Raw genomic sequence first — 26,547 nt, 5'->3', positions numbered from 1 at the left:
GGGTGTGGGCTCAGGTGTTCAGTTCGGCCACGCCAGACGGGGCCGGCTGGGTGTTCAAGGTTTGTGGCTGCCAGTTGGCCAGCCAGGTTGGCACTTGTGCGGCCGGCATCGGCCGGGCGATGGTGTAGCCCTGCCCCACCGCACAACCCAGTTCCTGCAGACGCAGGTAATGGGCCTGCGATTCTACCCCTTCGGCCACCACCTGACGACGGAAGGCACGCGACAGGGCAATAATGCCTTCCACAATGGCCAGGTCGTTGACATCGTCCAGCATATCGCGCACAAAAGTCTGGTCGATCTTGATCACATCCACCGGCAGCCGGCGCAGGTATTCCAGCGAGGCATAACCGGTACCAAAATCATCCAGGGCAAAGCGCACGCCCAAGGTGCGGCAGTCGTCCATTTGCCGCGATACGCCTTCCATATCTCCCAAGGCCACCGTTTCCAGAATTTCCAGCTCCAGCCGTTCGCGCGGCACGTCCGGGTACAGTTTGAACAGATTTTCCAGTTGCTGGACAAAATCCGGCGATTGCAAATGCTGGCCAGGCACATTGGCGCTGATGTGGAAAGTCAGGCCCTGCTGGTTCCAGCAGTGCAGTTGTTCCACCACATTGCGAATCACCCAGCGTGATAGCTCTACCTCGAACTCGCTGCCTTCGATCAGTGGCAGGAATTCCCCCGGCGTGACCAGTCCACGTTCGGGGTGTTGCCAGCGCAACAGGGCTTCCATGCCCGTCACTTTGCCCAAAGCCAGATCGACTTTGGGTTGGTAGTAGAGCACCAGCTCCCGGTTTTGCAGGGCTTCGGATACCCGATCGCGGCTTTCAAAGCGGGCACGCACATGGCGGTCGATGTCGGGGTCGAACGCATGCCAACGGTTGCGGCCCTGTTGCTTGGCTGAATACATGGCCTGGTCGGCATGGCGCAGTAGCGCATCAGCATCGGCGGTGTCATCCGGATACAGTGTCAGGCCGATACTGGCTGACAGATGAGCTACCGAGCCAAAGGCTTCCAGCGGATAGGGCTCGGCCAGGACAGCGAGTATTTTGTCCAGCACCTGGGCTTCGTCACCAGGGCGCAGGCCGGTGAGCACCAGCACGAACTCATCGCCCCCCAGTCGGGCAGCGGTGTCGGTGTCGCGGATATGGCGGGTCAGGCGCTGGGCCACTTCTTTAAGCACCAGATCGCCGGTTTCGTGACCATAGGTGTCGTTGATGGTTTTGAAACCATCCAGATCAATCAGTGCCACGCCTGTGCGCTCGCCGGTGCGTCGGGTCAGGGCAATGGCAGTGCTCAGCCGGTCAGCCAGCAGGGTGCGGTTGGGCAAGCCGGTGAGCATGTCGTAGCGGGCCAGGCGTTCGAGTTTTTCCTGCTGGGCCTTGATCTGCGAAATATCGGTAAAGATGCCGATATAGTTCACGATCTGGCCACCGGCATCGTGTACCGAGGTCAGGCTCAGGTGTTCGTGAAACAGTTCACCGTTGGCCCGGCGATTGACGATTTCGCCGCTCCAGTGTCCATGGCTGTGCAGGGCATGGCGCATGGTCTGGCGGATGGCCTCGTCAGCGCCGCCTTCCTCATGCAGCAGGTCGGATGGCTGGCCCACCACCGCCGCACGCGAATAGCCGGTGATGTCATGGTAGGCACGGTTGACTTCCAGAATACGGCCGTCGGCATCGGTAATCATGATGCCTTCCTGTGCATAGCGGAACACACTGGCCAACAGGCGCAGGCGCGCTTCGGTGGATTTGCGTTCGTTGATGTCCAGCAGGGTGCCGATCAGCCGCACGGCGCGCGACTGGCTGTTGCGCTCGACCACCTTGCCACGACTGAGCAGCCATACCCAGTGACCATCATGATGACGGATGCGGAACTCGCTCTCGAACATCGCGGTGTGGCCTTTCAGGTGTTCGACGGCGGCGTAACGCATGTGGTGGCGGTCCTCCGGGTGAACCCGGGCCTCCCAGTCTTTTACATCCGGGTGAAACTGGCCATGGGTTTCTCCCAGCATGGCGGCGCAGCGAGGGTTGATGGTGATTTTGCCGGTGCGAAAATCGGTATCCCACAGGCCGAGTTCGCCGCCGTCCAGCGCCAGGTTCAGCCGTTGCTCACTGGCGTGCAGCGCATCCAGCCGGTCGCGGATGGCCCGCGACATGGCGTTGAAGGCGCGACCGAGCCGGCCGATTTCGTCGTCGCCTTCAGCCACCAGTCGTGACGCCAACTGGCCGCGCGCCACCGCTTCGCTGGCACGGGTCAGCTCAGACAGCTGACGGGTGAGATATAGCCCCAGAAAGGTCAGCAGACCGGCAGAGAGCATGATTTCGCCCAAGGCAATCAGCACGCCCTGGCTGATCAGCGATTCCCGCGCGGCCACAATGTGGCTCAAATCCAGTCCAAAACGCAGGCTGCCCAGTTTTTGGCCATACAAGGTGATGGGGGTGTCCACATCATAGCGCGAGCCACCTTCATCCTTGTCATCCAGGGTGAAGGACGCATCGGGTTCAGGCAGTGGTTGACCTGCAGGCCAGCCACTGCGGGCCACGGTGACGCCGCGTGAATCACTGACGGCCAGATACAGAATACCGTTCTTGCCTCGGCTTTCGTCCAGAATGGCGCGCACCGTGGCGTAGTCACGCTGTGCCAGCGGGGCCATCAGCGCGGCATTCAGGATGGGCGACATTTGTTCGGCATGACGCTTGGCCTGATCTGACAGGCTGTCGTACAGCAGGCGTACACTGTTGCCAATCAGCAGCGCCAGCATGACCGCCTCCACCAGCAAGGCGGCCAGCAGCAGACGTCCACGAACTGTTTTTACCAAATGCATGCCATGTCCTAATGTCCGGGCTGTGTGGCCAGCGTGCGACGCACTTCGTCTGCGTAAGGCCGCATCACTTCCAGCTCACCCGGTTTGAGCAGACGGTAGCCGTCCAGCTTGTTTTCCTGAAAATACTGCATGCCCTCTGCGCTTTGGCCAAACTGCTGGATCAATCGCATCAGTTGTGCCTGTCGGCTGGCCAGGCGGGGGTGCAGCAAATAAATGCGCCCTGCCATTTCCGGGCTGCGCGCCACCACGCGCAGCTGTGCGCGGGTTTCGGCGCTGAGTTTTTCGTAGTTGGCCTGCGACATGAAGCCGACTACCGCATCATGCTGAATCACCAACTGCGCCATGCTGTCGGCCGCACTGATGAACTGCATGCGCTGCGGTTTGACCTTGTTTTGCTCCAGCCAGTGAATGCCCCACAGGGTGACCAGTGAGGAAGGGCTCAGGCCCAGTACGGTTTTGCCATTGAGCTGGGCTGCCGAGCTGCCCGCTGGCATGGAGGCCAGCCCCACCACCACGGCCTGAAAAGGCGCCCGGTAAGTGACCAGAGGAAGATAGTGCGCATCGTCACGCAGCAGCAGTGCCTGATGCCCGGTCGTAATGGCCAGATCATATTCGCCACGCAGGGCACGGCGGGCAAAATCAGTAAAGTCTGGCGCGGTGGCAATTTCCACTGGCTGACCCAGGCCTTTTTCCAGGCTGGCGCGCAAAGGCTGGTATTGCTGCAAAATCAGGCGCGCGCTGGTATGGGGCGCGACGCCGACCCGAAACGGCATGTCACTGGCCATCGCAAAACACGCTGCACTCAGCAGCCATGCCATTGCGTATAGCCAGCGCATGCACCCATGACAGACCGTGTGCATTGCTGAACTCCTCCATCGTTTCTCCGTGCGCCCATACCTTGCGCAGCGGCGACAACTTTTTTGCGCATTGTCACCCGCGTATGCCGGTGCAACCCGCTTGAACGGCGAGGACTCCCGTCTTGCCGTCATTGAGCGGATCAATCGGGACGTCCACGCCTTATTGTTATCGTAGTTATGCAGGCTCGCAAGCAGTCAAGTCAAGGTTTTGTCGGGTTGATGATGGCAATAAATCCTGCAAACGACATTACCAAGAAACAGCAATATGCTTACAACATTAATTTCACCGTCAAACCACCAGCCACACATTCTTTTAGCGTCGCTCACAAAACTCAGCGCGGCATTTCTGGCTGGACACGCGCCGGCAGGCAATACAGGTCACAACGCCAGCAGGGTTGTGTAAGCGGCGCTCAGCGAGGCTTGGCCGTCAGCAGCAGTTCAACAGCCTGCTGATCGCCTGGTCGCCAGCGCACGTCTTCCTGCGTGCGGGCGCGCTCGCCCTGGCTGTCGTATAACCGGGCTTCCAGCACATACACGCCGTTGGCGGGCAGCCGGCGGGCGTCGATGACCGGCAGGCTAAAAGTGACCGGCAAGCTGCGCGGGTGCACCAGCGTCTGTTCCGCCAGCGTCACCGGCATGCGGGGTTCGCCACGGTCGATCAATCGGACTTCCACCGCCACCACCTCTGCCGGGGGGGGGCCATTAAGCCGCACCTGGCCTTGCAGCAGCATTGGCCCGCTGGGGCCCCACCAGCTGGCGCAGGCGCTCAGGGTCAGCGCCAATGCGGCTGCCGCCAGGGAATTGAACATGCGCTTCATGTTTTGCATCCTGTTCAGGTGAATCAAGTTATCCGGTGGACTGGCGCGCGGGCGACAGGTTCAGCCGCGCCGCACCAGCCGCAGCGCATTGCTGACCACCAGCAAAGAGCTGCACGCCATGCCCAGGCTGGCCAGCCAGGGGGTGAGGTGGCCGCTGATGGCCAGCGGCAGCGCCACCAGGTTATAGCCGGCCGCCCACCACAGATTCTGGCGAATCACGCTCAGCGTGCGCCGCGCCAGCAGCACGGCGTCGTCCAGCCGCTGCAACTGATCGTTGACCAGCACCATATCGCCGCTCATGCGCGCCACATCGGCGCCGCCGCCCATGGCCACCGACACATCGGCGCGCGCCAGCACTGGCGCGTCATTCACCCCGTCGCCCAGCATCAGCACCCGACGGCCGGCCGCCTGCCAGGCCGCCACCCGCGCCAGTTTGTCTTCTGGCAGCAGGCCGCCTTCGGCGCTGTCCACCCCCAGCTTGGCCGCCACCGCCGCCACCGCGCCCGGCGCATCGCCAGACAAAATATGGCAGCGCACGCCATGCCGGCGCAGGCTGGCGATCAGCGCGCCGGCGTCGTCGCGCAGCGCATCGCCAATGGCGAACGCCGCCGCCCACCCCTGGGCGCTGCCCAGCGCCACCACCGTGGCGTCGTCGCGCCAGCCGGCCAGTGCGGCGGGCAAGGGCCCGGCCAGCGCGGCCACATAGTCCGGCTTGCCCAGCCGCCAGGTGTGGCCGGCGACTTGCGCTTGCAAGCCACAGCCCGCCTGATAGCTGACTTCGTCCAGCGCCGGGGCGGGCGCACTGGCGTGCTCGGCGGCGGCAAAGGCGCGGGCAATCGGGTGATGGGCGTGGGCTTCCATGCCGCGCGCCAGCGCCAGCGCCTCGGCCTCGGGCAGCGCGCCCAGGGGCAAGGTTTGCAACAGGCGCATATCGCCGTGGGTCAGCGTGCCGGTTTTGTCGAACACCGCGTCGCTGACCTTGGCCAGGGTTTCCAGCGCATGGCCGCGCGTGGTCAGCATGCCAATGCCGGCCAGATGGCCGGTGGCGGCGGTCAGCGCCGCCGGGGTGGCCAGCGACAGCGCGCACGGGCAGGACACCACCAGCACCGCCACCATGATCCACAGCGCACGGTCTGGCGCAATGGCCAGCCAGCCCAGATAACTGGCGGCGGCGGCCAACAGCAGCACGGCAACAAACCAGCCGGCAAAGCGGTCGGCCAGCTTGGCCAGGCGGGGTTTTTCCGCCAGCGCCTGATCCAGCAAGCGCACCACACCGGCCAGCCGGGTGTTTGGCCCTACCTGACTCACCCGCACGGTCAGCGGCGAATCCAGGTTGATGCTGCCGGCAATCACCACGCCGCCCGGCGCGCGCGGCAGCGGCCGGCTTTCGCCGGTCAGCAGCGATTCGTTCACCGAGCTTTGCCCGGCCAGCACCTCGCCATCGGCCGGGAAACTCTCGCCGGCGTGCACGCGCACCACATCGCCCACATTCAGCAGGGCGGCCACCGCTTCTTCGCTGTCCTGGCTGGCTGGCCAGTCGGGCACGCGGTGACAAAACGCCGGGGTGAGCTTGATCAGGCTTTCGGCAGCGGCGCCGGCCTTGCGCCGGGCAATGCCTTCCAGATAGCGCCCGCCCAGCAGCAAAAAGACAAACATCGACACCGAATCAAAATACACGCCATGGTCGATGTGATTGAGCAGCGCCCACAAGCTGGCAAAAAACGCGGTGAGAATGCCAATGGTCACCGGCGTGTCCATGCCCACCCGCCGCGATTTCAGGTCGCGCCAGGTGGCGCGGTAAAACGGCACGGCCGAATACACCACCACCGGCAGGGTGAGGATAAAACTGGCCCAGTGCAATAACCACAGCCATTGCGGGTCGATTTCGCCATCCGGCGCTAGATAAATCGGCACGGCGTACATCATCACCTGCATCATCGACAGTCCGGCCACCCACAGCCGGTTAATCGCCTGCTTGCGCTCTTGCTGGGCCAGTTTTTCCTGGCGCTCGGCGTCGTAAGGGTGGGCTTGATAGCCAATGGCGGCGATGGATTCCAGAATGGCCGACAGGGCGATGCGCGAATTGTCCCAACGCACTCGCGCGCGGTGGCTGGTGTAGTTGATGTCCACCGACAGCACGCCGGGCAGGCCGCGCAAGTGGCGCTCGTTCAGCCACACGCAGGCCGCGCAGGTGATGCCCTCCAGCATCAGCGCCGCCTCGCGCACGTCGCCGCCCTCGTCGCGGACAAAGCTGGCTTGCAAGGCCGGGGTGTCGTACAGCCGCAGCCGCGCCAGCAGCTCATCGGGCAGCGGGTCGGCCTGGCGGGCCTCGGCGGTGCGGTGGCGGTAATAATCGCCCAGGCCGCTGTCGAGAATGGTTTGCGCCACTGCCTGGCAGCCGGCGCAGCAGGCGGCGTGCTGGGTGTCGCGGTCTTGAATGGGGAAATCCACCCCCGGCGGCACCGGCTGGCCGCAGTGAAAACATGTCTGGCTCATGGCCGGTATTGTGACATACCGGGCCAGCCTGCCGCCAAGCGCCGTGTGGAAAAACCCCGGGGCAGCCCGGACGGGCCACTGATGCAATTTGTGCACGCCAGCAAATATCTGCCCGCCATGCGGCGAGCCGCGTTCCGCCTGTCGGAATTCTGTGGCTTTTCAGCACAAATCGCTCATGGCATGGCCTTGGTGCGCACAATCCGCTGACAAACAGCCATCAAACTGGCAGAAAAAATCCTAAGTGCTTGTTCGTAAAGTATGATGTCCCCATGGGCAAATGCAGCGGATCATGATACAAAGCACAACATTGACCGTTGCGCATCGCCCCCCGAATCCGGCGGTCAAGCTTTGGGATATCTGCTTGCTCCCCGGTCGGCATGAACAAAAGTTTCAAACAACCACTTATAAAAATATAATGACAGAGACTCAGACTCTTAATCCCCCCCAACGGAAAACCATGGATAGCGCCACCAAAGACACCGCCACCCGCATTCTTGACGCGGCCGAGCGTTTGTTCGTCGAACACGGCTTTGAGGCCACCTCGCTGCGCACCATCACCCAGCAAGCCGAAGTGAACCTGGCTGCGGTCAACTATCACTTTGGCTCGAAAGACGCGCTGTTTCAGGCCGTGCTGGTGCGTCGCCTGGCGCCCCTGAATCAACAATGCGTGGCCGAGCTGGACGTGCTGGAAAAATCCGGCGCGCCGATCACCGTCGAAGGCGTGCTGATGACCTTCATCCGCCCCTGTCTGGCGCTGTCCAAAGACCCCAATCGCGGCGGCGCCATGTTTGTGCGCCTGCTGTCGCGCACCTTTGTGGAAAACCACCGGCTGATCCGCGACACCCTGCCGCAGCAATACAGCGAATTCGTCAATCGCTACAGCAAGGCGTTTTCCCGCGTGCTGCCCGGCCTGAAGCTGGAAGAACTGGCCTGGCGCCTGCATCTGGCCTTTGGCCTGATGTTCAACGCCTTTGCCGGCAACGACGTGCTGAAAATCTTCGTCAAGAGCGATATTGTCTCTGCCCGCGACCCGGACACCGTGGTGCGCCACATGATTCCGTTCGTGATTGCCGGCCTGACCAATCCCGCCACCCAGTCCTGAGCCGCGCCTGGCGCAATCCGGGCAAACCCGCACGCCGGCGCTGGCGTGCGGGCGTCATGCGCACCAAGCAAGCGCCCGCTTGGTGCGGGCTTGGGCGTAAACCGCTGAAAGCACGCCAAAAACCCGCCCGCCGCATCCGCGCGCGGCAAACCCAGTTTTTTGTCACATTCCCGCCATCTGCCGGCAAAAATCGCCGTCCGTGGAAAAAAACCGGGAAAAGTGTCGCATTTTCTTCACATTAAGTCCGCTTTCCGATAAAATTGGGCCGTTTCGACAGGCCTTATCCCGCACGGACCCGCTCCAGGCATCCGGTGGCCCCGCAGCCTTGCGCCGCATGTCGCCCTCGCCTGTACAGCTTCCGCTTTCGAGCCGGTGTTCCGGGTTTGCCGACCCGCCGGGACGTTTTACCCCCACCAGATACTCTTGCCTGAAATAGAGAGGATGAAGCTGTGCTAGAAGCTTATCGTCAGCATGTCGCAGAACGTGCCGAAATCGGAATCCCCCCGCTGCCCCTGAACGCCAAGCAAACCGCCGAACTGGTCGAGCTGCTGAAAACCCCGCCGGCTGGCGAAGAAGCCGTGCTGGTGGATCTGCTGACCAACCGCGTGCCGGCTGGTGTGGATGACGCCGCCAAGGTCAAGGCCTCGTTCCTGGCCGCTGTCGCCCGTGGCGAAGCTGCTTCCCCGCTGGTTTCCCGCGAGAAGGCCACCGAACTGCTGGGCACCATGCTGGGCGGCTTCAACATCAAGCCGCTGATCGACCTCTTGGGCGACGCCGCGCTGGGCGGCATTGCCGCTGATGCCCTGAAAAAAACCCTTCTGGTGTTCGATTTCTTCCACGACGTGAAGGAACTGGCCGACAAGGGCAACGCCAATGCCAAGGCCGTGCTGCAATCCTGGGCTGATGCTGAGTGGTTCACCAGCCGTCCGGAAGTCCCGGCCGTGCAAAAAATCACCGTGTTCAAGGTCACTGGCGAAACCAACACCGACGATCTGTCCCCGGCCCCGGACGCCTGGTCCCGCCCGGACATCCCGCTGCACGCCATGGCCATGCTGAAAAACCCGCGCGATGGCATCACCCCGGAACAAGCCGGCGTGCGCGGCCCGGTGAAATTCCTGGAAGACCTGCGCGCCAAGGGCAACCTGGTGGCCTACGTCGGCGACGTGGTCGGCACCGGCTCCTCGCGCAAATCCGCTACCAACTCGGTGCTGTGGTTCACTGGCGAAGACATCCCCTTCGTGCCGAACAAGCGCTTTGGCGGCGTGTGCCTGGGCTCCAAAATCGCCCCGATCTTCTTCAACACCATGGAAGACGCCGGCGCGCTGCCGATTGAAATCGACTGCGGCCAAATGGACATGGGTGACGAAGTCGAACTGCACATCGACCAAGCCACCGCCAAAGTCACCGCCATCAAAAACGGCGCCGTGATTGCCGAAACCACCCTCAAAACCCCGGTGATTCTGGACGAAGTGCGCGCCGGCGGCCGCATTCCGCTGATCATCGGCCGTGGCCTGACCGCCAAGGCCCGCGAAGCCCTCGGCCTGGCCCCGTCCACCCTGTTCCGTCTGCCGCAAAACCCGGCCGACAGCGGCAAGGGCTTCTCGCTGGCGCAAAAGATGGTTGGCCGCGCTTGTGGTCTGCCGGAAGGCCAGGGCGTGCGCCCGGGCACCTACTGCGAACCGAAGATGACCACCGTCGGCTCGCAAGACACCACCGGCCCGATGACCCGCGACGAACTGAAAGACCTGGCTTGCCTGGGCTTCTCTGCTGACCTGGTCATGCAATCCTTCTGTCACACCGCCGCTTATCCGAAGCCGGTTGACGTCAAGATGCACCACGAGCTGCCGGCCTTCATCAGCACCCGTGGCGGCGTGGCCCTGCGTCCGGGCGACGGCGTGATCCACAGCTGGCTGAACCGCCTGCTGCTGCCGGACACCGTCGGCACCGGCGGCGACAGCCACACCCGCTTCCCGATTGGCATCTCCTTCCCGGCCGGCTCTGGCCTGGTCGCCTTCGGCGCCGCCACTGGCGTGATGCCGCTGGACATGCCGGAATCGGTGCTGGTGCGCTTCAAGGGCACCATGCAGCCGGGCATCACCCTGCGTGACCTGGTGAACGCCATTCCGCTGTACGCCATCCGCGCTGGCCTGTTGACCGTCGAGAAGAAGGGCAAGAAAAACATCTTCTCCGGCCGCATCCTGGAAATCGAAGGCCTGCCGGACCTGAAGGTCGAGCAAGCTTTCGAGCTGTCCGACGCCTCCGCCGAACGCTCCGCTGCCGCCTGCACCGTGCACCTGAACAAGGCGCCGATCGTCGAATACATGCGCTCCAACATCACCCTGATGAAGTGGATGATCGCCAACGGCTACGAAGACGCCCGCACCCTGAAGCGTCGCATCAAGTCGATGGAAGACTGGATCGCCAACGGCGAACTGCTGAAGGGCGACGCTGACGCCGAATACGCCGCCGTGATCGACATCGACCTGGCCGACATCACCGAACCGATTCTGGCCTGCCCGAACGACCCGGACGACGTCAAGGTGCTGTCCGAAGTGGCTGGCGAGAAGATCGACGAAGTGTTCATCGGCTCGTGCATGACCAACATCGGCCACTTCCGCGCCGCCGGCAAGGTGCTGGAAGGCAAGTCGGACATCCCGACCCGCCTGTGGATCGCCCCGCCGACCAAGATGGACCAGTACATCCTCAACGAGGAAGGCTACTACGGCATCCTGGGCCGCTCCGGCGCCCGTATGGAAATGCCGGGCTGCTCGCTGTGCATGGGCAACCAGGCACAAATCCGCAAGGGCAGCACCGCCGTGTCCACCTCCACCCGGAACTTCCCGAACCGTCTGGGCCTGGACACCCGCGTGTTCCTCAGCTCCGCCGAACTCGCCTCGATCTGCGCCTTGCTGGGCAAGATCCCGACCGTGGCCGAGTACATGGAACACATCCAGGTGGTCAACGCCAAGGCCGCTGACATCTACCGTTACATGAACTTCGACCAGATCCCGGCCTTCGTGGATGTGGCGGCAACGGTGGAAGCGTAAGCGCCACAGCGGGTGAAGCCTGGCGGGGGTTCCCTCCACCGGGCGCGCCGCAGCAGTGAAAACCCCCCGTCGGGAAACCGGCGGGGGGTTTTATTTGTTTGCCGTGTCAGGCGCGGTTTCACCAAGCTACGCAATAGCGGAAAAAAGGGTGCAGCGTGCCACCATGGCCCTGGCAATCAGCTTGCTGGAATGTTTAGCTGAGGCGCGAGGCAGCCTGTCTATTTTCCCTGCATGGCTATTGGGTGCTATTTCTCTGTAAAAATCCATTCAGCGTTCAACATCTTGACGCTACACCCCAACTGAATGGCCGTATCCGGCGCCAGCAGATAGCACCACCGCTTGCCGCCATGCTGCGTCGCATGTTGATTGGCGTAACCACACCAGCGCAGCGCTGCCCGCGCCTTGGCCTGCACATCGTCCAGCGCCATCTGATCGGCCCGCTTTGGTTCGATGAGTAGACAGGCATCCGTCGTTTCCACCACAAAATCCGGCTCGTAATTTTTGCCACTCTGGTATTCGATACGAAACTGCCCCGGTGCTGGCTTCATCCACTTGATCACATCAGGGTCATCTTCCAGAATCTGCGCCAGCCGCCATTCACCCTCAACCGACTGGAATTTCTGGTACGGATAACAACACTTGCGAAAGCCCTTGAATACCATCTGTCGCACCAGGCGCTTGTCGGTAATGGGAGCGCGGAAATCACGGGGATATTCGCTGGCGGCCAGCGTGAAACTAGCGGGTTTCAGCACGTCAAAACCCTGAGTCACCTTGCCAATGTAATCTGTCGGCGTGACCCAGACATGCTGCTGCATCTGCGCCCAGACAAATTCACCCAGTTGCCGCTGCCAATAAATCAACACGTTTTCCAGCTTGTCCTCATCGCCGCCCAGATGTTCGCGCAGGCGGGCGACAACTTGCCCGGCCAGCCCATAAAGCAGGTCGGCATGCTCGTCGTAGTCGATAGCATCCTGATCGACCAATTGGCGGACAATGTAATCCTCGGGTCGGGTCTCCTGAACGTCAGCGCCTTCCCACTGGATGCGCGCCTGCTGATTGTCTTCCAGATGCAGCAACAGTAATTCCTGGCTGACTGGCTGGTAGGCGATTTTCTCCAGCCCTTCCAGGGTGAATGCCTGAAAGTGGTAATTCACTTCACGCGTTGGCAACACGGCAATCTGCGGGATGTCGATGGTCAATTCGATCAGGCGCTCGGTCACATGGCGCACCACGTGCGACACCAGCGCTTCCGGGCTACTGGTAAGCTTGGCGGCTTCCATTCCCGGCAGGCTGGCCTGCGGCGGTGCGCTTTCTTCTGCCCAGCGTTTGACCTTGGCCACCAGCCGTTGCTGCACCTCGGCATGGTTCAAGGCCTTGCTCGACGGCAAGCTGGCGGCTTCCTGCTGCACGGCGCGCAAGGCCAGCTCCGCCAGGCGGGATTCCTCCGGGCTGATCATCCTGGCGGGCGTGATTGCGCCAGCCGCCTCATCGAGGGGTTTGCCATCCTGCTCCGGCTGATGGCCGGTGCACAGGATGTCGAGCATCGAGCCGGTATTCAGCAAGTGTGGCTGTTTATCCGGCACGTCGGCATCTTCCGGCGCGCCGATATAGACGGTTTTTCTGATAATCGACTCAGGATCGTTAGCCCTATCGACAATATCCTGAAAGCGGTCGTGGGCGATGATGCACAGCCGGTCTACCGCCTCCACGCCGGTGCGTTGGCCAAAGGGCAGGCGCAGCCCTCGACCAATGGTCTGTTCGGTAAGGATTTCCGAAGCCGAAGCGCGCAGCGGCACGATGGTGTACAGATTGGTCACGTCCCAGCCCTCTTTCAGCTTGTTGACGTGGATAACCACTTCGGTTTTTTCGTCGTGCTCCACCGCCAGCAGGCGGGCCATCGCCTCGTCGGATTCCTCGCCAGATTGGTTGGAGTGCACCTCAATCACCCGGCCCTGATAATGGCCGTTGAAAAAGCTTGCAGATTCGAGCTTGGCTTTTAATGCCGAAGCATGCGCCGTATCCTGCGCCACCACCAGCATGAAAGGCTTGACCACGGGCTGATTAAAACTGCGGGCGTAGTTTTCCAGCTCTACTTTCACAAATTCGTGATGGTGGATGCCGTCTTCCAGTTTGATTTCTTCCAGCCGCTCGGCGCTGACCTGATCGGCGCGGAAATCCCGACGCGTGGCGACCGCCGGAATCTTCACATAGCCATCTTGCAAGGCGCGGGACAGCGGGTAGTGATAGACAATATTGGCAAACTGGCGCGGATTGGCGCCCACCGTCTTGGGCGTGGCGGTCAGCTCAATGCCCAGCACCGGCTTCAGGTCGTTGATTGCCTTGGCCCCAGCGCTGGCGTAATAGCGGTGCGCCTCGTCCATCAGCACCACCAGGTCAGGCAGGCCGGCCAGATAGTCGAAATAGGATTCGCCTAGATATTCCTGATAGCGGCGCACCCGCGCCATGCTGGACTTGGCTGCGCCTTTTTTGTTATCGCGGGCGTTGATTTTGGAAATGTTAAAGATGTTGATGTGCGGCGCCGTATCGTTGGTGAACAGCTCGCCGGTTACATTCTGCGGCACGGCGATGTCCAGCCGCACACCGCGTCCATCCTCGTAGTCCTCGCCGGTGATCAGCACCGGCGGATTGTCCGCCAGTTCGGTAATGCCCTTGAACACGTACTTGGGGCTGCCGGGCAGGAAATCCTGTTTCAGCTTTTCGTAAATGGTCAGATTCGGGGCCAACACAAAAAAATGCCGGCTGCGCCCGGTGATGAACAGCCAGGCGATGATTGCCCCCATCAGCCGGGTTTTGCCCACGCCGGTGGCCAGCGCAAAGCACAGCGTGGGGAAATCACGCTCGAATTTCTCCACCGTCGGGTACTGGGCGCGGATGGTTTTCAGCCAGTGTTGCAGGTCGGCATCTTTGGTGAGTTCCAGCGTTTCCAGCAGGTTGGCCAGGATGTCCAGCGAATCGCGCTGCGGCCCGCGCAGGGAGAGCCGGGCCGCAATCTGCTGCGCGGCCCGACTGCCGTCAATCCGCTTACTCATCGGCAGCCTCCTCGGCATCGGCATTCAGGGCAAACTCATCGTCCTCCTCGGGCTGCTCCTCCGGCTCGGCCAGCACGTCGATGGAAAAGCTGTAATCGTCATGGTCCCACTCGCACTTGTGCAGGACCGTCTTGGGGATTTTTTTCAGCGTCAGGTTGGGAAAGGCCGTAACGTCGGCCATAAACGCCTTGCAGCAGATCAGCAGCGAACGCGCGCTGCCGACTTCCTCGCTGATCACGCGCAACTGGTCGTGGCTGAGGCTGCCAGTGGTGACATAGATGAAATCGGTTTCTGTGCTCTGGCCGTGCTGCCAGAAAGTGGACTGGCTGGGCGCGTAAGTAAAGCCCATCAGCTTGCACATGGCTTCCGAGAGCATTTCGCCGTTGTAGGCCGGGTTGATCACCCAGTGGCCCCATTTGTCCTTTTTCAGCAGCGACGGCGCCAGCCGGTAATAGCGAAAGCCGCCGCCGCCCTGCCAGCCCACCGCCTTGGTGATGCCGCCAGGGTCTTGCCCGTCGATCACTTTTTTCAGGCGCGGCACGATATGGGTGTGGCAATGCTCGCCCAGTTCGACCATGATCCAGCGCCGGCCCATTTTGTGCGCAACAGCTCCGGTGGTGCCGGAGCCGGCGAAGGAGTCGAGGACGAGATCGCCGGGGTTGGTGGCGATATGGATTACTCGCTGCAGCAGTTCTTCTGGCTTGGGTGTCTCAAAAAAAGCTTTTTCACCAAAAAGCTTTTCCATATGGGATGAAGCATGTTGATTCAGCCCTGTATCATTCCAAATTGAAGGTGCTGTCATTCCTTGTTTGGCTTCATACTTGAAGAGCTTTCGCATTGGTGTTGTGGCCGTACCCTTGGCCCCCCAGAAAAGACGCTGATCGGCTTGCAATCGAACCATCTCGTCTTTACTATGCCTCCAGCATGTGCCTTCGCGTGGCCAAACATCTTGTCCTGTGTAGGGATTACGAATTGGGTAGTAAAGGCTCTCAACATATCGCCCCCCTTTCCCGTTTGCTGTGGTGTCAATTTTTCGAAACGGGCCGCGTGGGTCTGGGCCTGATGGTTCGTTAAATACTTGGTACTGAGCATCAGCCTTTTCGGTGCGCGGCATCAAATTAAACTTCTCCTCCGCCACCGTTTTCTTGCTAATGCCAGAACGGCTCTTTGCCCAAACTAGAACGTGGTCGTGGATTGATCCAATCTTTCTATCATTTGGTGGGCCATCGCGTTTCTGCCACGAAATGTCGGTGATAAAGCAGGCACGACCGAATACTTCGTCGCCTAATACTTTAAGATAGTGCGCCTCATTGTCGTCAATCGTAATCCACAACGAGCCATCCTCCGCCAGCAGCGTCCGAATGATCTCCAGGCGATCCCGGATCAGCGTCAACCACATCGAATGCTCGACCCCGTCGTCGTAATGGGTGAAGGCGCTGCCGGTGTTGTAGGGTGGGTCAATGAATACACATTTGATCTTGCCGGTGTATTTGCTTTCCAGCGCCTTCAGCGCCAGCAGGTTGTCGCCGTGGATCAGCAGATTGTCGTCAAAAGCGGGGGCAGCCGCGCCGGCTGCCTGGTCAACCAGATCAGGAAGGCCATGCGATGCGGCGTGATAGGACAGCGCCTTGTCTTCCAGCAGGATGCGCGGTTCCAGCCGTGGGCGCTTGTGCTTGCCGGGCCAGGTGAGTTCAAGTTTGGTTTTGGTGGTCATCGGGGGCGGATTCTTATTCGGGAGTGGTCGTCGCGGGGGTGACCAGGCCTTGTTGTGCAGCCAGGTCATGATTCAACACAACGACAGAGCTGGGCGGCAGCGCCCAGGTCTTGACAACAGGTTTCAGGGCAAGAGACAGGGCGTCCTGCACTGGCGCCAGCCATTCTTCCTTGTGGCCGTTGATGACCAGGACAAAACGGAAACTGGTGTGTTGCAAGTCCAGCGCCTGAAAGGGCGCCGGCAATTCATTGACCGGCGCGCTATGGCGGTTCAAGCGGGCGGCGATGCCGAGCAGAAAGGCATTGCTGAGCTTGACGCGGATTTCGTCAATGAACTGGTCAAAGTTGGGCTGCGTTTGTGGCCGGGGGCTGCTGGATTTGGCTTCAATGATCCAGATGACGGGATGCGCACCCGCCTTCTGGCGCAACAGCAGGAATTCGGCTATCTGCACGCCTTCCTCAATCTTGCCATAGCACTTGCTCTTTTCAATGTAAAAACACTGGTCAGCGGGGTAGGGGCCAAATGTCAGCTCCGATTCGATGATCTTGACTGTGGTCATTTCAGGGCCAGTTCCACTTCTTCACGGTAGAGGCGGATAGATTCGGCAATGATCGGGTTTTCCGGCATGCCGTTTTGCAAATCATCACAAACCCAGCCATCGTCGGTTGCCGAGATGACGGGGATTGGCCAGTTGCGCGCCTGGGCAATGAGATAGAGTTTCTTGACGACAAAATAGGAGTGGCTGGCCATAAAAAACTGAATGCCGCGTTCGGCCAGCATGGCAACGATGTCGAGCAACTGCGAGATGGCAGTAGGGTGCAGCGCCGATTCGGGTTCATCAATCAGGACAACTGAATTGATGTCGAGGTAGCGATTGCCGAGCAAGGTGTCGAGAATGGCAATTTTCTTGATGCCTTCGGCAGTGACGCCAATCGGGAATTTATGGCGTCCCTTGATGAATAACCAGCGGCCCGATACTTCGTCATATTCGATGACGCCGCCGAGAATATTTTCGAGTTTTTTGCGTGAGTCGGAGAATTCTTTGTAGTTTTTTCCCCGGCTGGTCGAAATACGCAAGGCCCTGGCCAAGTCATAGTAGGTGTCGTCAAAGCCAAAGACTTTGTCTTGTTCTCGGGCGGCCAAAATGATCTGGTGCAGGGAGAGCACTTCTTTGGCGGGCAGAAAAACAGAATTGCTGGCGCGGGGCGGAACGTGATTTTCAATGCTGGCGATTTGCTTGCTGGTGTCTTTGCCAAAGCTGTAGGAGAAGGATTTCCCGTCGAATGCGATATCGCTCGACAACGGCGTGTCAGCACCTTTGCTGACCAGGTCGCCAATTTTTTCCGCCTGAAATGTCCAGTACAGCTTGTCGGCTAGAATATCGGAGGCAGAGCGTTGCTCATTGCCGCGTTTGTAGTCTTCCAGTGTGCGCAGGCTGCTGTAGATGGCTTTGAGCAAAAAAGTTTTGCCACTGCCATTGCCGCCGATGATCAGGTTGATCTTGCCAAGTTCTGACCAGTTGATATGCGAGAGTGGGCCAAAATTGTTAAGTTTGATGTGATTGATCATGTGTTCCATCTCTCGGTGAATTGGGCAACGCTTATTCCGCACTGAACTGCGCCACCAAGCCGTTTTTCTCGCGGCTGGCGGCGTAAATAGTGAGCTTGAGTTCGGTGTGGTCGATCTGTTCGTACAGCGGGCGGCGCAGCGACAGGCGCTCGCTGGCGGCAAGGATGGTTGGCACGCCTTCACCGCGTCGCTCGATCAGGTTTTGCCGTTTGCTGATCGGGTCGGCAGGATAATAGCGCGACAGCAAATTCACCAGCGTTTCGTTACGGGTGATGCTGTTGGCGTCCATGCTGTCGATGGTCAGGCTGTTGGGCAGGCCGCCAGGGGTGGAAATTTCGAGCCGGTCGGCAAACAGGTGCAGGCGAATGCGTGCGCCGTGCATCGAATAGTCGCGGTGGGCAACGGCATTGACGATGGCTTCGAACACGGCGGCCAGGTCGTATTGCGGAATATCAATGCGGCCGGGGCGCTTGACGGCTTCGGTGCGCATATTGCGTTTGACGAAGGTGAGCGCAAGGCGAATCTGCTCATCCACCGGGCCATCGCAGTCCTGGGCGTCAAGCTGGTATTCGGCATTGCGCTCAGTGCCGGAATAGGCAACGCATTGAACATAGGCCGATGAGAGAAAATCCGCCGGGCGCGCGGTAAGCAGCAGCACGCCGCTGACGGTGAGGCACAACTGGCCGCTTTCGTCTTCGCCGATCAGGTAAAGCTTTTTGAGCTGCGTTTTTTCCGGTAGGTCGCCGCGCAGGAAGCGGGCTTTGAGCTCAGGGGCAATGGCTTGCTGATTTGCCTGCGGCACCAGTTGCTCGTCGAAACGGATCAGGCGCACCATGCTGCGCTGTTGTTCCAGTCTGAACAGCAGTTCTGGCGACATTGCGCGCTTGCTGGAACCGACCCGGTGGAAATAGCCGTGTGGGCTTCGGTGTACGAAAACGCTTTTGGCTACGCGCACCCACACGACGGGTTTGGCTTCGCCCTGACGGTTGGGGATTTCGACCAGCCGGATTTCGATGTATAGCGCTGGATCAATGGCTGTGGCGATATTGGATAGCCATTTGTCCACAGTATCGAGATCTGCCAGGGGAATGCCTTCCACTTCACGCGTTTTGTCAGCCACCCCCAATACCAAAATGCCACCATTGGCATTGGCGAAGGCGGCCAGCTCGTCAGCCACGCTGTCACGGTGCGGCGCTGTGACTTTATCGCCCTTGATGGTGATGCTCTTGAATTCGTAGGCGGAATCTTCGCCTAGGCGTATCTGGTAGATCAGTTCGCGGATGAGATCGGTGGTGTCGATCATGGGGCTTTCCTCATGAGGCTTTCAAGCGCCAGCGAATGGCAAACAGGCGCTGGCGCTGCGGCGTGAGTTTCAGCGCGGCTTCGATTTCGTTGAGCAGTTGGTCTTCTTCGGCATCGATGCGTTTTTTTTCTTCGTGGTAGTCAAGCATCACACGGTCGCGTTCTTGCTCAAGCTGCTTGATGGCGCGCTTGGCGTTGAGCTTGTCTTGCAGTGAGGTGAGCTGACGGGCCGCTTTGCGGGTGTCCTTGATTTCCTGGTCGAGCTGTTTGATGCGAATGTCCAGGGCAATGCGCCGGTCTTCGGCCCAGCTGTCGAGTTTTTCGCTTTCTTCAGTGAAGTAGCGGTCATTCAATCGCAGGGCGTCGTCGAGCCTCTGGTTGGCTTGTTCCGTCAGGAGTTCAACCAGTCGGGACTCATCCAGTGAGGCATCCGCCGCGTCGAGAAGGCGAGCCGGCAGGGTAAGCAGGCGTTCGGCCTGTGTGCTGTCCAGCACGTCGCCGCTGTCGCTGCAAGCGGTGACCAGCAGGTGTTCGATGCGCTGCCGGGCGGTGGTGAGGGCAAGTTTTTCCACCCGCAGCTCACCCGATTGACCGGCAAAGTCGCGGAGACAGGAATGCTGGCCGTTGGGGGTGTGGGCCAGATCGAATTCGAGCGTGGCGACTGGCAATGTTTCCAGACCCGCCTTGCCCTCGGCAAGCAGTGTGGCGCCCAGTCCTTCGTTGGGGCGCAGAAAGCGGGCGTGGGCGCTTTCGGCTTTTTGCCAGCGCACATCATACCAGTGGCCGTCGTGCAAAAAGCGGTGGGTGTCGAACTGCGCTTCGGGCAGCATCATGCGGGCGAGCAACAGCAGCTTTTCCTGATAGTCGTTGACGTGCTGTTCGGTCTTGTCCTTGGTCAGGTTGAGGTGTTTGACAACATCGACGTCAAGATTTTCCAGCACCGAGCGTCGGGTTTCCGTGGTGCGGGCGTCGAGTTCGGCTTTGAATTTGGCTTGTAGCTGGTCGAATTCAGCATCGATTTGCTCGGTGTTCTTGCAGCGCTGGTAAATCTCGTGGATGTGGCGCTCGATATCGACGCCGGATTCGATGCTGCCGAGGATTTCATCCGAAGCGCCAAAGACGCCTTCAAAGAGCTGGAATTTCTTGCTGAGCAGCTCAAAAACCCGTTCGTCAGCCCGGTTGCCCTTATTGATGAAATTGACTACGACAACATCGTTTTTTTGCCCGTAACGGTGCACGCGGCCGATGCGCTGTTCGACTCGCTGCGGGTTCCACGGCAGATCGTAGTTGATGAGTAGCGAGCAGAATTGCAGGTTAATCCCTTCGGCGCCGGCTTCGGTGCAGATAAGAATTTCCGCCGCTTCGCGAAAGTGATCAACCAGGGCGGCTTTCATGTCCGCTGTCTTGGCGCCAGAAATACGACCGCTGCCTTCGTGCTGCTTCAGCCAGTTTTTCAGGATGGCTTTGGAGGCTGGGTCAGCGTTGCTGCCATTAAGAATGGCGATTTTGCCGGCGTGGCCGTTATCTTCAAGAAGTTGCTTGAGTTGTGATTGGGTGCGCACTGATTCGGTGAAAATCACCGCCTTGCGCTTGCCGCCCAGCCGTTCGGCAAAGTCGAAGGCTTTGCCGAGAACGCGCAGCAAGGCGTCAGCCTTGGCATCGCGGGCAATGCTGTCAGCCAGGCGACGAAATCCTTTGAGTTGATCAACTTCCGCAGCCAGCGCGACGGGATCGACGGTGTCTTCTTCGTCAACGCCTTCCTCATCGGCCAGATCGGCGATGGCGTCGTAATCGTTCAGCGCATCGGCCAGCGGCAGCTGTTTTTCCAACCGCTCGATCATGGTGGTCAGTGTGCCTTGGATGGCAAAGGAAGACGAGGCCAGAATCTTGCGAATGACCAGCGTGACCAGATGCCGGGCGCCGGGTTTGATCGACAGGATGCTTTCGTCCTGAAGATATTCGGAAACCTGCTGATAGAGTTGGAGTTCATCCGGCGAGGGCCGAAAATCCTCGGTCATCGAGTAGCGACGGGTGAATTTGATACCGCCCGTTTCTTGCACCTGGCGACGCAAGGTGCGTTTGCAGATGGTTTTCAGGCGGTCGCGCAGTTGTTCGAATTCGGCATCTTCCAGCTTTGGCCGGCAATACCGGGCCTTGAAGGCATCCAGGCTGCCAAAGAAATGCGGGTCGATGATGGCGATCAGGCCATAGAGTTCCTGCAGGTTGTTTTGCAGCGGCGTGGCGGAGAGCAAGAGCTTGGGCCGGCCTTTGAGGGCGATATCCAGCCGGCTGGCAATCTTGGCGCTTTCACCTTTGTAGAAATTGCGCAGTTTGTGCGCTTCGTCAAACACGACTAAATCCCAGGGCACCGCCGCCAGTTCGGCTTGCTTGCGCGAGGCGAACTCATAAGAGCAGATGACGACGGCAGGCTCACCAAAGGCGCTTTCCGTCTGGAAGGGGTTATCGGCGCCAGCTGCCTGTGCTTCTTTGAAATTGCTGGCTTCCAGAATCCGCGAGGGCAGGGAGAATTTTTCGACCAGCTCCTGGCTCCATTGCTTGCGCAGGGTGGCGGGAACAACCAACAGCAGGTGGCGTTTGTGCTCAGCCCATTTTTGCGCCAGCACTAGGCTGGCTTCAATCGTCTTGCCCAAACCCACTTCGTCGGCGAGGATGACACCGTAGGAAAGCGGCGAAGCCAGCGCGAACAAGGCCGCATCCACCTGGTGGGGATTCATGTCCACCTTGGCGCCGGCGATAGTTTGCGTCAATGCGTCTTCCGCCACCCCTTCAAGCGATAGCGCATGAGCAAGATAACCGCTCTGATAGCGGGTGTACATCAGCATGCTTCCTTCTGCGCTAGGCCACTGGTGATGCGCCATGTGTCGGCCAGAATAAAATAGATCTTCATCATCCTATGCTATGGCGGATTAAACAGGCAGTTATTGTACACAAACCCGAAATCCCCAGAACGCAGTGGGCAGCGTCCCGCACCAAGGAGCACCCCAAAAAAACACCCCGGCTGATTGCTCCGCCGGGGCATCACCCATATCACCTTCTACTTGGGCGTGTCACCAATCAACCCGGACGTGATGAGCAGGTTTTAGCCGCTCATGCGAGCCAGACCATGGCAGCAGCAAGATGCACCGCACCAAGGAAGTTACATGCAGTCTTGTCGTATCGCGTTGCAATCGCACGGTCTCCAGCGGGAGTGCCGGGTATGCACGACGCGAAAGTCGCCGAATCGCGCTGGCAGGTCGCGCCAGGGGATGCCTGCGCGGTAGCGGTACAGCACGGCATCGACGAACAGGCGGTTGTTCTTGGCTGTGGCTCCAGGCTGACCTGCCTGGCCGGGCAGCAAATCCTTGATGCGCTCCCACTGCGCACGCTAGATAGGGTTTCCACGCTGCGCAGCACATCGCACTCCGCCAGCCGGGCCAGCACGCCCAGGTGAAACAACGAGGCGCGAAAACCGCCGCCGGACAGCGCCAGGCCCACCTTGCCGCGCCAACTGTCGAGCGCGGCAAGCGTGTCGTCACCCAGCAGTTTTTCCAGCGCTTTCCAGGCGGCAGGCCATTCTTCCCGAGGCTGTCCGCTATGGTCGCCGCCAGATAACAATAAAGCCCGCAGCATGGCGGGCTTTATCAGCAGGCACGGCTGCGCCACTGATCGGCGGCGCAGCAAAAACCTACTCTCTCACTCCCACTCAATCGTCGCCGGCGGCTTGCCGGACACGTCGTACACCACGCGGTTGATCCCGCGCACTTCGTTGATGATGCGGTTGGAAGTGCGGCCCAAGAGGCTGTAGGGCAGTTCGGCCCAGTGAGCGGTCATGAAGTCGCTGGTGACCACCGCGCGCAGCGCCACCACCCATTCGTAGGTGCGGCCGTCGCCCATCACGCCCACCGACTTCACCGGCAGGAACACGGCAAACGCCTGGCTGGTGAGGTCGTACCAGCTCTTGCCGCTGGCTTCGTCGATGGTGTTGCGCAGTTCTTCGATAAAAATCGCGTCGGCGCGTTGCAGCAGGCTGGCGTATTCGGCTTTGACCTCGCCGAGGATGCGCACGCCCAGGCCGGGGCCGGGGAAGGGGTGGCGGTAGACCATTTCATGCGGCAGGCCCAGCGCCACACCCAGCTCGCGCACTTCGTCCTTGAACAGCTCGCGCAGCGGCTCCAGCAGTTTCAGGTTGAGCGTTTCCGGCAGGCCGCCGACATTGTGGTGGCTCTTGATGGTGTGGGCTTTTTTGGTTTTTGCGCCGGCCGATTCGATCACGTCCGGGTAGATGGTGCCTTGCGCCAGCCATTTGGCGTTGGTCAGCTTTTTCGATTCGGCCTGGAACACTTCGACGAATTCGGCGCCGATGATCTTGCGCTTTTTCTCCGGGTCGGTTTCGCCGGCCAGCTTGCCCATGAACTCGGCGCTGGCGTCAACGTGCACCACTTTCACGCCCAGGTTGCGGGCGAACATGTCCATCACCATCTGGCCTTCGTTCAGGCGCAGCAGGCCGTGATCGACAAATACGCAGGTGAGTTGCTCGCCGATGGCGCGGTGAATCAGCGCGGCGGCCACCGAGCTGTCCACGCCGCCGGACAGGCCAAGAATCACTTCTTCGTCGCCCACTTGCTCGCGGATTTTTTTCACCGCTTCGTCGATGTAGTTGGGCATGGTCCACGACGGCGCGGCGCCAGCGATGCTCAGCACAAAGCGGTGCAGAATATCGGTGCCGCGCTTGGTGTGGGTGACTTCCGGGTGGAATTGCACGGCGTAAAAACCACGCGCCTCGTCGGCCATGGCGGCGATCGGGCAGGACGGGGTTTCGGCAATCAGGGTGAAGCCGTCGGGCAGGGCGGTGACTTTGTCGCCGTGGCTCATCCACACGTCCAGCAAGCCATGGCCTTCGGCGTTGCTGCGGTCTTGCAGGCCGTTGAACAGCTTGGAGTGGCCACGGGCGCGGATTTCGGCGTAGCCGAATTCGCGGGTGTCGCCGGATTCCACCTTGCCGCCCAGGGTTTGCGCCATCCATTGCATGCCGTAGCAGATGCCCAGCACCGGCACGCCCAGGCTAAACAGCGCCGGGTCGGCCTGGTAGTCGGATTCGTACACCGAGTTGGGGCCGCCCGAGAGGATGATCGCCTTGGGGTTAAAGGCGCGGATGGCGTCGATGGGCATGTCGTAGGGGTGCAGTTCGCAATAGACATGCGCCTCGCGCACGCGGCGGGCAATCAGCTGCGCCACTTGCGAGCCAAAGTCGAGAATGAGGATTTTGTCCATGAGGGTCTTTCCGGGCCGGCGTAGCGGCGATACAGTCAAGATACAGTCAAACGATTCAATCGGGGCGTCGGCGGCTGCGCTCGGGCACGGCGCTGCTGCGCGCGGCCAACAGCAGCAGGCCCAACAGCACCATGCCGCACGAGGCCCACACGCTGAACGGCAGGGCAAAATGCTCGCGCCCGTACACCACCAGGCCGGCGTACATCAGCATCGGGCAGCTGACCAGGGTGGATTTGTTCAGGCCGTCCAGCAGCAGCATGGCCCCACCCGCCACCGCCAGGCCGATGGCCACCAGGCTGTGGGCGTTGGGCAACAGCGCGGTGCTGTGCAAAAACCACAGCAGGCCGGCGGTGATCAGCAAAACAGGAAAAGTCGCGTTGCGGTGCATGGCGGGCTCAGCGCACGTTGTGCTTCATCAGGCGTTGTTTTTCCCGCTCCCACTCGCGGTTTTTCTCGGTTTCGCGCTTGTCATGCTGTTTTTTGCCCTTGGCCAGGCCGATTTCCAGCTTGACCCAGCCATTGCGGTAATGCATGTCCAGCGCCGCCAGCGTGTAGCCGGCGCGCTCCACCTTGCCGATCAGCTTGTCGATCTGCCCGCCCTTGAGCAAGAGCTTGCGGATGCGGGTGGGGTCGGGGTGGACGTGGGTGGAGGCGGTGGGCAGTGGCGAAATATGGCAGCCAATCAGCCAGATGGCGCCTTGCTTGATGATCACATAGGATTCTTTCAGCTGCACCCGACCGGCGCGGATGGATTTGACCTCCCAGCCTTCCAGCACCAGGCCGGCTTCGAATTTCTCTTCAATGAAGAAATCATGGAAGGCTTTTTTGTTCTGGATAATGCTCATGACGCCCCCGTGGGTGAATCGGTCATTTTAGCAGATCATCGCGCCGGGCCAAACTGGCGCAAATTCATGGGCTTGACCGGCCGGCCGGGGTACAATGCCGCTGCCGGCGCCTGGCGCTGGTCATCTTTACCCTCATGTTGGCCGAGCTGAGTATGCCTGTTGTAGAAAAAAACGTGCTGGTGGCCCATACCCCGGCGCAGATGTTCCATCTGGTGGACGACGTGGAGCGCTACCCGAAGTTCCTGCCCTGGTGCGCGCGCGGCGAGGTGATTTCTCGCCAGGGGCCCGAGCTGGTGGCCAGCCTGCACATTGATTACCTGAAAATCCGTCAGCACTTCACCACGCGCAATTACAACCACGACGACTACACCATCGACATGACGCTGGTGGATGGCCCGTTCGAGCAGCTCAGCGGCGGCTGGCGCTTTATCCCGCTGGGCGATATTGGCTGCAAGATTGAATTCCGGCTGAACTACGAATTCTCCAGCAAGATTCTGGAAAAAATCATCGGTCCGGTGTTCAGCCATATCTCTGGCACGCTGGTGGATTGTTTTATCCGTGAGGCGGATCGACTGTATGGCGACGACTGACAGCAGCCCGGCGCGCATCGCCGTCGAGGTGGTGTATGCGCTGCCCGAGCGGCAAACCCTGCTGGCGCTGCATGTGCCGGTGGGAACCACCGCGCAAGAAGCGGTGGCGCTGAGCGGCCTGCTGCGCCAATACCCGGAGCTTGATCTGGCCCAACACAAGCTGGGCCTGTTTGGCAAAGTCAGCGCCGCCGACACGGTCTTGCGCGAAGGCGACCGGGTGGAAATCTACCGCCCGCTGCTGGCCGATCCCAAAGAAGTGCGCCGCCGCCGCGCGGCCGAGGGCAAGGCCATGCGCAAGGGCGTCGGCGAGGCGGGCTGACGCCTTCCAGCTGATCAGGCGCCGTGGCCCGGCACTGCCGTGGCACAGGCAGATGCCGCCCATGCCACAGGCGCGCGGGCCGGGCGAATCGCCGCTGACAACACGCGCAGCGCAAGGAGGCCAGGCTGTTACAGCCGGATGAAGTGCTCGCGGTAGTACTTCATTTCTTCGATGGATTCATAAATATCCGCCAGCGCCTCGTGCTTGCCATGCTTGCGCAAGCCCTTGGCCAGCTCCGGCTTCCAGCGCTTGACCAGCTCTTTCAGCGTGGAGACGTCCAGATTGCGGTAGTGAAAATGCGCTTCCAGCGCCGGCATCCAGCGCGCCATAAAGCGGCGATCCTGGCAAATCGAGTTGCCGCACATCGGTGAGGCGCGGCCGGGCACATGCTCGCGCAAAAACGCCAGCATCTGCTCTTGTGCGGCGGCTTCGTCCAGCGTCGAGGCCTTGACCTTGTCGATCAGGCCGGAGCGGCCGTGGGTGGATTTGTTCCAGTCGTCCATGCCGTCCAGCACGGCGTCGGACTGATGCACCACCAGCACCGGCGATTCGGCAATGGTGTTGAGCTGGCTGTCAGTAATCACCACGGCCATTTCAATAATGCGGTCGTTGTCCGGATCCAGCCCGGTCATTTCCATGTCCAGCCAGATGAGGTTGTTTTGATCCTGTGCCATAATGCGCGTTCGTTTCTGTTGACTCTGATAAAGACGGTTATTGTCGCATGAACTTGCCGCGTTCGCCGA

The 26,547-nt window shown here is 60.5% G+C and carries 19 protein-coding genes and 1 pseudogene; 5 read left to right on the top strand and 15 right to left on the bottom strand.

Going from position 1 to position 26,547, the window contains the following annotated elements; translation table 11 throughout:
- Positions 1 to 10: 10 nt before the first annotated feature.
- From DFR34_RS04500 to DFR34_RS04485, 4 genes are all read right to left on the bottom strand, one after another.
- Positions 11 to 2,824, bottom strand: a complete 2,814-nt coding sequence (locus DFR34_RS04500) for an EAL domain-containing protein (protein ID WP_110389974.1) — start codon at positions 2,822 to 2,824, stop codon at positions 11 to 13.
- A gap of 8 nt (positions 2,825 to 2,832) precedes the next feature.
- On the bottom strand, positions 2,833 to 3,597 hold the full coding sequence (locus DFR34_RS04495) for a phosphate/phosphite/phosphonate ABC transporter substrate-binding protein (protein ID WP_211309291.1): 765 nt from the start codon (positions 3,595 to 3,597) through the stop codon (positions 2,833 to 2,835).
- 494 nt (positions 3,598 to 4,091) lie between these two features.
- Entirely contained in the window at positions 4,092 to 4,499 is a 408-nt protein-coding gene (locus DFR34_RS04490; RefSeq protein ID WP_158281732.1) for a YbaY family lipoprotein, read from the bottom strand.
- Between the two features lie 60 nt (positions 4,500 to 4,559).
- Positions 4,560 to 6,995 carry a heavy metal translocating P-type ATPase gene (locus DFR34_RS04485; RefSeq protein WP_110389971.1) on the bottom strand — a complete coding sequence of 812 codons (2,436 nt, stop codon included), beginning with the start codon at positions 6,993 to 6,995 and terminating at the stop codon, positions 4,560 to 4,562.
- Positions 6,996 to 7,452: 457 nt separating this feature from the next.
- On the opposite strand from DFR34_RS04485, the gene DFR34_RS04480 reads away from it, so the two are divergent.
- From DFR34_RS04480 to acnB, 3 genes are all read left to right on the top strand, one after another.
- Entirely contained in the window at positions 7,453 to 8,097 is a 645-nt protein-coding gene (locus tag DFR34_RS04480) for a TetR/AcrR family transcriptional regulator (protein WP_110389970.1), read from the top strand.
- 56 nt (positions 8,098 to 8,153) lie between these two features.
- Complete coding sequence (locus tag DFR34_RS17325; protein ID WP_146215050.1) at positions 8,154 to 8,339, top strand: hypothetical protein; 186 nt, start codon at positions 8,154 to 8,156, stop codon at positions 8,337 to 8,339.
- 207 nt (positions 8,340 to 8,546) lie between these two features.
- Complete coding sequence (gene acnB, locus DFR34_RS04475) at positions 8,547 to 11,144, top strand: bifunctional aconitate hydratase 2/2-methylisocitrate dehydratase (protein WP_110389969.1); 2,598 nt, start codon at positions 8,547 to 8,549, stop codon at positions 11,142 to 11,144.
- 245 nt (positions 11,145 to 11,389) lie between these two features.
- Here the strand turns inward: acnB and DFR34_RS04470 are convergent, their stop codons facing one another.
- From DFR34_RS04470 to smpB, 10 genes and pseudogenes are all read right to left on the bottom strand, one after another.
- Positions 11,390 to 14,194 (bottom strand): DEAD/DEAH box helicase, encoded by a 2,805-nt coding sequence (locus tag DFR34_RS04470; protein ID WP_110389968.1) that lies wholly within the window; start codon positions 14,192 to 14,194, stop codon positions 11,390 to 11,392.
- Complete coding sequence (locus DFR34_RS04465; protein WP_110389967.1) at positions 14,187 to 15,908, bottom strand: site-specific DNA-methyltransferase; 1,722 nt, start codon at positions 15,906 to 15,908, stop codon at positions 14,187 to 14,189. The genes DFR34_RS04470 and DFR34_RS04465 overlap by 8 nt, the downstream gene beginning before the upstream one ends.
- Before the next feature lie 13 nt (positions 15,909 to 15,921).
- Complete coding sequence (locus DFR34_RS04460) at positions 15,922 to 16,467, bottom strand: hypothetical protein (RefSeq protein WP_110389966.1); 546 nt, start codon at positions 16,465 to 16,467, stop codon at positions 15,922 to 15,924.
- Positions 16,464 to 17,477: an ATP-binding protein gene (locus DFR34_RS04455; RefSeq protein ID WP_110390100.1), complete on the bottom strand. Its 1,014-nt coding sequence runs from the start codon at positions 17,475 to 17,477 to the stop codon at positions 16,464 to 16,466. The genes DFR34_RS04460 and DFR34_RS04455 overlap by 4 nt, the downstream gene beginning before the upstream one ends.
- Positions 17,478 to 17,508: 31 nt before the next feature.
- Positions 17,509 to 18,780: an ATP-binding protein gene (locus DFR34_RS04450; protein WP_110389965.1), complete on the bottom strand. Its 1,272-nt coding sequence runs from the start codon at positions 18,778 to 18,780 to the stop codon at positions 17,509 to 17,511.
- A 10-nt stretch (positions 18,781 to 18,790) separates the two neighbouring features.
- Positions 18,791 to 21,622 (bottom strand): SNF2-related protein, encoded by a 2,832-nt coding sequence (locus tag DFR34_RS04445; RefSeq protein ID WP_211309290.1) that lies wholly within the window; start codon positions 21,620 to 21,622, stop codon positions 18,791 to 18,793.
- A 356-nt stretch (positions 21,623 to 21,978) separates the two neighbouring features.
- A pseudogene (locus tag DFR34_RS04440) lies at positions 21,979 to 22,146 on the bottom strand (transposase); the annotation flags it as partial.
- Positions 22,147 to 22,472: 326 nt separating this feature from the next.
- Positions 22,473 to 24,050 (bottom strand): glutamine-hydrolyzing GMP synthase, encoded by a 1,578-nt coding sequence (gene guaA, locus DFR34_RS04430; protein WP_110389964.1) that lies wholly within the window; start codon positions 24,048 to 24,050, stop codon positions 22,473 to 22,475.
- Between the two features lie 55 nt (positions 24,051 to 24,105).
- Positions 24,106 to 24,438 (bottom strand): hypothetical protein, encoded by a 333-nt coding sequence (locus DFR34_RS04425; protein WP_110389963.1) that lies wholly within the window; start codon positions 24,436 to 24,438, stop codon positions 24,106 to 24,108.
- Between the two features lie 7 nt (positions 24,439 to 24,445).
- Positions 24,446 to 24,895, bottom strand: coding sequence for an SsrA-binding protein SmpB (gene smpB, locus DFR34_RS04420; protein WP_110389962.1), 450 nt, complete (start codon positions 24,893 to 24,895; stop codon positions 24,446 to 24,448).
- A 152-nt stretch (positions 24,896 to 25,047) separates the two neighbouring features.
- On the opposite strand from smpB, the gene DFR34_RS04415 reads away from it, so the two are divergent.
- On the top strand, positions 25,048 to 25,485 hold the full coding sequence (locus DFR34_RS04415; RefSeq protein ID WP_110390098.1) for a type II toxin-antitoxin system RatA family toxin: 438 nt from the start codon (positions 25,048 to 25,050) through the stop codon (positions 25,483 to 25,485).
- Complete coding sequence (locus tag DFR34_RS04410) at positions 25,472 to 25,804, top strand: RnfH family protein (RefSeq protein ID WP_110389961.1); 333 nt, start codon at positions 25,472 to 25,474, stop codon at positions 25,802 to 25,804. Before DFR34_RS04415 ends, DFR34_RS04410 begins: the two co-directional genes overlap by 14 nt.
- Positions 25,805 to 25,932: 128 nt before the next feature.
- Here DFR34_RS04410 and orn read toward each other — a convergent pair whose 3' ends face one another.
- Positions 25,933 to 26,478: an oligoribonuclease gene (gene orn / locus DFR34_RS04405; RefSeq protein ID WP_110389960.1), complete on the bottom strand. Its 546-nt coding sequence runs from the start codon at positions 26,476 to 26,478 to the stop codon at positions 25,933 to 25,935.
- Positions 26,479 to 26,547 lie beyond the last annotated feature (69 nt).

Origin of the sequence: Rivihabitans pingtungensis (genome assembly GCF_003201855.1) — a bacterium.
Lineage (GTDB): Bacteria > Pseudomonadota > Gammaproteobacteria > Burkholderiales > Aquaspirillaceae > Rivihabitans > Rivihabitans pingtungensis.
This window is presented reverse-complemented; position numbering and strand designations above follow the sequence as displayed.

Excerpts from the sequence above, each read along its gene's own strand:
- DFR34_RS04500 (WP_110389974.1), bottom strand. The coding sequence starts at position 2,824 with ATGCATTTGGTAAAAACAGTTCGTGGACGTCTGCTGCTGGCCGCCTTG.
- DFR34_RS04495 (WP_211309291.1), bottom strand. The coding sequence starts at position 3,597 with ATGCCGTTTCGGGTCGGCGTCGCGCCCCATACCAGCGCGCGCCTGATT.
- DFR34_RS04490 (WP_158281732.1), bottom strand. The coding sequence starts at position 4,499 with ATGAAGCGCATGTTCAATTCCCTGGCGGCAGCCGCATTGGCGCTGACC.
- DFR34_RS04485 (WP_110389971.1), bottom strand. The coding sequence starts at position 6,995 with ATGAGCCAGACATGTTTTCACTGCGGCCAGCCGGTGCCGCCGGGGGTG.
- DFR34_RS04480 (WP_110389970.1), top strand. The coding sequence starts at position 7,453 with ATGGATAGCGCCACCAAAGACACCGCCACCCGCATTCTTGACGCGGCC.
- DFR34_RS17325 (WP_146215050.1), top strand. The coding sequence starts at position 8,154 with ATGCGCACCAAGCAAGCGCCCGCTTGGTGCGGGCTTGGGCGTAAACCG.
- DFR34_RS04470 (WP_110389968.1), bottom strand. The coding sequence starts at position 14,194 with ATGAGTAAGCGGATTGACGGCAGTCGGGCCGCGCAGCAGATTGCGGCC.
- DFR34_RS04465 (WP_110389967.1), bottom strand. The coding sequence starts at position 15,908 with ATGACCACCAAAACCAAACTTGAACTCACCTGGCCCGGCAAGCACAAG.
- DFR34_RS04460 (WP_110389966.1), bottom strand. The coding sequence starts at position 16,467 with ATGACCACAGTCAAGATCATCGAATCGGAGCTGACATTTGGCCCCTAC.
- DFR34_RS04455 (WP_110390100.1), bottom strand. The coding sequence starts at position 17,477 with ATGATCAATCACATCAAACTTAACAATTTTGGCCCACTCTCGCATATC.
- DFR34_RS04450 (WP_110389965.1), bottom strand. The coding sequence starts at position 18,780 with ATGATCGACACCACCGATCTCATCCGCGAACTGATCTACCAGATACGC.
- DFR34_RS04445 (WP_211309290.1), bottom strand. The coding sequence starts at position 21,622 with ATGCTGATGTACACCCGCTATCAGAGCGGTTATCTTGCTCATGCGCTA.
- guaA (WP_110389964.1), bottom strand. The coding sequence starts at position 24,050 with ATGGACAAAATCCTCATTCTCGACTTTGGCTCGCAAGTGGCGCAGCTG.
- DFR34_RS04425 (WP_110389963.1), bottom strand. The coding sequence starts at position 24,438 with ATGCACCGCAACGCGACTTTTCCTGTTTTGCTGATCACCGCCGGCCTG.
- smpB (WP_110389962.1), bottom strand. The coding sequence starts at position 24,895 with ATGAGCATTATCCAGAACAAAAAAGCCTTCCATGATTTCTTCATTGAA.
- DFR34_RS04415 (WP_110390098.1), top strand. The coding sequence starts at position 25,048 with ATGCCTGTTGTAGAAAAAAACGTGCTGGTGGCCCATACCCCGGCGCAG.
- DFR34_RS04410 (WP_110389961.1), top strand. The coding sequence starts at position 25,472 with ATGGCGACGACTGACAGCAGCCCGGCGCGCATCGCCGTCGAGGTGGTG.
- orn (WP_110389960.1), bottom strand. The coding sequence starts at position 26,478 with ATGGCACAGGATCAAAACAACCTCATCTGGCTGGACATGGAAATGACC.